This window comes from Gemmatimonas sp., from assembly GCF_044345575.1.
Classification (GTDB): domain Bacteria; phylum Gemmatimonadota; class Gemmatimonadetes; order Gemmatimonadales; family Gemmatimonadaceae; genus Gemmatimonas.
The window spans coordinates 1-5,167 of sequence record NZ_JBIJAW010000240.1; the positions used below are offsets into that span (position 1 = coordinate 1).

Consider the following 5,167-nt stretch of genomic DNA (forward strand, 5'->3'; position numbering starts at 1 on the left):
CCTACACGAAGGCGGCCAAGTACGCCGACTTCCGGCAGATGCTCGAGAAGCAGAAGGATATCGACGCGGTGCTCATCGCCACGCCTGATCATCTGCACGCCACCATTGCCCTCGCGGCGATGTCGCTCGGCAAGCACGTGTACGTGCAAAAGCCGCTGGCGTACTCGGTCTACGAGTCGCGGCTGCTCGCGAAGAAGGCGGCGGAGAATCCCAAGGTGGTGACGCAGATGGGCAACCAGGGCCACTCCATGGACGGCTCGCACCGCGTCACCGAAATCGTGCGCTCCGGCGTGCTGGGGAAGGTGCACGAGGTGCACGTGTGGACCGATCGTCCGGTGCGCTACTGGGCGCAGGGAATTCCGCGTCCCCGCGCGGCGGGCGCAGCGGTGCTCAACACCAATCCGCGCCCGCAATGGAACATGGGCACCGTGGACAACGCCGTGCGCGCGGCGATGGCCATCAACGACTTCTCGCCGCCCGAAGGCTTCAACTGGGATCTCTACCTCGGCCCGGCGCCGGAGATTCCGTATCATCCCGCGTACCATCCGTTCGCGTGGCGCGGTTGGCTCGACTTCGGCGTAGGCTCCATCGGTGACATGGGCGCCCACCTCATCGATCAGGCGTTCACGGCCCTCGACCTCACCTTCCCGACCAGCATCACGGCCAGCTCGAGCCCGTGGGGCGGCGGCGAAAAGAATCCGGCCACCTACCCGCTCGCGATGACGGCGCAGTTCGAGTATCCGGCGGTCGGCAAGCGCGGCCCGGTGGATCTCTACTGGTATGACGGCGGTCTGCTGCCGCCCCGTCCGCGCATGATGCCCGATGACGCGCCGTTCGCGCTGCCGGGTAGCGATGGTGGTGGCGCGATCATCATCGGCGATAAGGGCATGCTCATGCACGAGACCTACGGCAATCGCCCGCGCATCTTCCCCGAGGGTACTTCGAAGAAGGCGGAAGCGGTGGCCAAGAGCATCCCGCGCATCACCGTGTCGCACGAACAGAACTGGATTCAGGCGTGCAAGGGCGAAGCGAAGGCGAGCTCGCCGTTCTCGCAGGCGGCGCCGCTGACCGAAACGATGCTACTAGGCATCGCGGCGCTGCGCGCCGGTCAGGGCCGCAAGGTGCTGTACGATGCCGCCAACATGAAGTTCACCAACGCGCCCGAAGCCAATCAGTACCTCACGCGCGTGTACCGAAAGGGTTGGGAACTCTGATGCGCTCAGCTCACGTCGTGCGCGCCCGGACTCCGGGCGCGCGTGTCGTTTCCGCCCTCGTGGCCGCGGCACTCTGCGGGCCGGTTGCCCTGTCTGCGCAGTCCACGCCGTGGACGGTCGCCACGCCAGCTCCCGCCGGTTTCGATCGCGCCCTCGCCCAACGTGCCTCGCTCGAGCATCTCAGGGCGCTGATTGGTCTCAACACCCAGAACCCGCCGGGCAACGAACTCCTCACGGCGCAGTACTTCGACAAGGTGTTCGCTGCCATTCCCGGCGTGGAGCGCCACGTCCTGCCGGTGGCCAATGGCCGAGCCAACTTCGTGGCCCGCTTACGCGCGACCAACCCCACCAAGCGTCCAGTCCTGATCATGGGCCACATGGATGTGGTGGGCGTTGACAGCAGCAAGTGGAAGACGCCGGCGTTCACGGCGACGATGGTTAGGGAAGGCGACGTTGAGTATCTGTACGGACGCGGGGCCATCGATGACAAGGGGATGCTCGCGACGGCCACGGCAGCCATGCAGCAACTCGCCCTGCGCCGTGATCAACTCGATCGCGATGTCATCTTCATGGCGACCGCGGCCGAAGAGGGCGGCCCGGAGGTGGGCATCGACGAGATGGTCACCACCCACTTCGCGCTCATCAAGGATGCGGAGTTCGCGCTCAACGAGGGTGGTCGTGTACGCGTGGGCGACGGAATGGTGCGCTCGGTGAACATCCAGACCACCGAAAAGGTCTCGTACACCGTGAAGGCCAGCGCCACGGGACCGAGTGGGCACGCCTCCGTACCGCTCCCCGACAATGTGCTGGCCGCGCTCGCGCGTGCGGTATCGCGCGTGCATACCTGGAAGGCGCCGGTACTACTCAACGAAACCACGCGTCTCTACTTCGCGCGGCTGGCACGCATCGAAAAGGACCCGGTGATGAAGCTGGCGATGCAGCGCGTTTCGGCGCCCAATGCATCGAAGACGCAGATCGATGCGGCGGCCGCCGTGCTGTCGCGCGAGCCGCTGCACAACGCGGTCCTGCGCACGGGGCAGTCGCTCACGCTGATGAGCGGAGGAATTCGCAGTAACGTCATTCCGAGCGACGGGAGCGCCACCTTCAATGTACGTGTCCTCCCCAACGACGATGTCCGCACCATCGTGCAGCAGTTCAATCGCGTGGGTGCCGAAAAGCAGGTGGTGTTCACGCTCGACGGTGAGCCGCGCACGTCGCCGCCGGTGAGCCCGGTCAGCACCGCCCTCTACAGGGCGATGGAGCAGGCGGCAACGGCCATGGTGCCGACCACCACGGTGATTCCCTTCATGAGCACGGGCGCGACCGATGGCGCGGCGTTACGTGCGCGAGGCATTCCCACGTACGGCATCCTGCCCATGCCGCTCCCCATGGAAGACGAGCTGCGCATGCACGGCGACAACGAGCGCGTCCCGGTCGCAGCGCTCGGCTGGGCGGCTGAGTTCCTCTATCGCACGCTCGACCGTGTCACCGCACGATAGTCCGCACGTTGACCTGCTCGCGCCCGACGGCGCCCGTGCCCGTGTGTATCTCGACGGCGCGCAGGTGGCGTCGTGGATCCCGGCCGGCAGCACTGATGACCGACTCTTCGTGAGCGCGCGCGCGCTCTACGGTGAGGGCCAATCCATTCGCGGCGGCATCCCCATCTGCTTTCCGCAGTTCGGAGCCATGGGTCCGCTGAAGCAGCACGGTTTTGCACGTAACATGCGCTGGATGGTCGAGTCTCAATCGTCTGACGATAACGGCGCGCGGGTGAGGCTTTCCCTCACCGACTCTGATGTGACACGCGCGATGTGGCCGTACGCGTTCACCGCCGCACTCGATGTGGCGGTTGTTGAGGCATCGCTCACGGTTTCGCTCACCGTCACCAATACGGGATCGGTGCCGTTCGCATTCACCGCCGCGTTGCATCCGTACTTTCGCGTCGAGAACGCGTTCGCGTGTGCCGTGCACGGCCTCGGCGGTACCACGTATCGTGATGCCCTGCGCAACAGCGAGTCCTTTACATCGCCCGATGGACCGCTCGCCATTGAAGGACACATCGATCGTGTCTACGGTGCCACGCCCGATGTGCTGAATCTCGTCGAGCCCCATCGTGCGCTCCGCATCGAAAAGCACGGGTTCCCGGATGCCGTCGTATGGAACCCCGGCGCGGAGATCACGGCCAGCAAAGCCGACTTCGCCGCCGGCGACGAACAGCACATGGTGTGCGTGGAGGCAGGGGCGATCGGCAGTCCCGTTGTGCTGCAGCCGGGGGCGCGGTGGACGGGGACGCAGCTCATGGAGGCGTAGGTAACAGCGGAAGTAACGGCGCCTTTACCAGCAGACGGCAGACGGCAGGAAGTACAGCACGCAGAACGGGAGAACTGTGGTAGAACAACTCGGGGCCTGCGCTGCGCGCGGCCCCGATACGGAACCACAAAGGAAATCGGGGGCGCCGCAAAGCGGCCGCCCCCGTTTTGTTCTACCGAACTCCTCCGTAACTGCGTGCTGTAGTTCCTGCCGTCTGCCGTCTGCAGGAAGTCGCACACACCACGGTCAGCCCTACTTCACCCGCCCCGCCAAAACCGCTCGCACATCGTCCAGCGTCCCCCCCACCGCGTGCAACGCCACCAGCGCGTGGTACACGAGGTCCGCCGTCTCTTCCGCCGCACGCGCCGTGTCGTGATCCACGCATGCCATCGTGAGCTCTACCGCTTCTTCGCCCAGCTTCTTCAGCCGCAGGTTACGGTCGGTCAGCAGTCGCTGCGTGTAGCTTGGCTTCTCCCCGGCCGCGAGTAGCGACTGCGCGCGCTCGGCGATCGTCGCGTCGAGCGCCGCCAGCGTGTCGCTCAGGAGCGCGTCGTCACGGAAACAACTCGTCGTCCCCTCGTGACACGCCGGGCCGGCCGGAATCACGCGTGCCAGCACCGCATCCCGATCACAGTCGGCGGTGAGGGTCACCACCCGTTGCACATTGCCGCTCGTGCCGCCCTTGTGCCACAGGCCGCGGCTGCGCGAGCGATAGTGCATCTCCCCTGTGCGCAGCGTGTACTCCAGCGCCTCGCGGTCGGCGTGCGCCACCATGAGGACGACGCCCGTGTGCGCATCCTGCGTAACCACGGTGACCAGTCCCTGGCCCTTGGAGAAGTCGAGCGTATCGAGATCGAGTGAAACGGTCATTCGTGGTGTCCGGAGGATTCGAGCAGATAGCGACGCGTCGCATTGGCCAGCGCCGCATTGGTAGCGATCACATCACCGCCGAACGCCGTAGCGTTGCCGCGCCAGTCGCTGAAGCGACCGCCCGCTTCGGTGATGATCGGTTGCAGCGCGGCCGAGTCCCACGGATTCATGATGTCGTCCACCATGATCTCCGCACGGCCCGTAGCCACGAGCAAGTAGCCATAGCAGTCACCCCACGTGCGACTCACGGCCACGTTCGACACCAGGCCGAACCACGCGTCGCGACGGTGCGGCCGCTCGGGAAAGCGACTGTCGGTGATGAGCGCGGTGGCTTCGGCCAGGTTGCTCACGCTCGAAACACTCGCGCGTGACCCGTTCCACCAGCATCCCTCTCCGGGCGCCGCGGCCACCGTCTCCTTCACCGCAGGGTAGCAGGCCGCACCAGCGAGCACCGTATCCCCCTCACAGCACGCCACGAGGGTGCCCCACAGCGGCACGCCACGCACGAAGGCTTTGGTGCCGTCGATGGGGTCGAAAATCCAGCGGCGCTTCGCATCGCCGCGCACCGTTTCGAACTCTTCGCCGAACAAGCCGTCGTTGGGAAAGCGTTGTTCGATCCATGCGCGCGCCTGACGCTCCGCTTCACGGTCGGCAATGGTGACCGGCGAACCGTCACCCTTGGTTTCCACCGCCACGCCGGCGCCGTACCACTGCATGGCCACACCCGCCGCGAACTCCGCCACTTCGGCTGCGGCCTGCAGCAGGCTCTCGGT

General features: G+C 66.0%; 5 protein-coding genes. 3 read left to right on the plus strand and 2 right to left on the minus strand.

Translation table 11 applies throughout. From position 1 onward, the window contains the following. From ACIQ6O_RS12560 to ACIQ6O_RS12570, 3 genes are all read left to right on the plus strand, one after another. On the plus strand, positions 1-1,214 hold a 1,214-nt coding region (locus ACIQ6O_RS12560; RefSeq protein WP_396208135.1), incomplete at its 5' end, for a Gfo/Idh/MocA family protein. Next, positions 1,214-2,713 (plus strand): M20/M25/M40 family metallo-hydrolase, encoded by a 1,500-nt coding sequence (locus ACIQ6O_RS12565; RefSeq protein ID WP_396208136.1) that lies wholly within the window; start codon positions 1,214-1,216, stop codon positions 2,711-2,713. The genes ACIQ6O_RS12560 and ACIQ6O_RS12565, both read left to right, overlap by 1 nt. Continuing rightward, positions 2,697-3,524, plus strand: coding sequence for a D-hexose-6-phosphate mutarotase (locus ACIQ6O_RS12570; RefSeq protein ID WP_396208137.1), 828 nt, complete (start codon positions 2,697-2,699; stop codon positions 3,522-3,524). The genes ACIQ6O_RS12565 and ACIQ6O_RS12570 overlap by 17 nt, the downstream gene beginning before the upstream one ends. A gap of 252 nt (positions 3,525-3,776) precedes the next feature. On the opposite strand, the gene hisIE is transcribed toward ACIQ6O_RS12570, so the two are convergent. Both hisIE and ACIQ6O_RS12580 read right to left on the minus strand, forming a co-directional pair. Continuing rightward, positions 3,777-4,394, minus strand: coding sequence for a bifunctional phosphoribosyl-AMP cyclohydrolase/phosphoribosyl-ATP diphosphatase HisIE (gene hisIE, locus ACIQ6O_RS12575; RefSeq protein ID WP_396208138.1), 618 nt, complete (start codon positions 4,392-4,394; stop codon positions 3,777-3,779). Further along, entirely contained in the window at positions 4,391-5,158 is a 768-nt protein-coding gene (locus tag ACIQ6O_RS12580; RefSeq protein ID WP_396208139.1) for an inositol monophosphatase family protein, read from the minus strand. The genes hisIE and ACIQ6O_RS12580 overlap by 4 nt, the downstream gene beginning before the upstream one ends. Positions 5,159-5,167 lie beyond the last annotated feature (9 nt).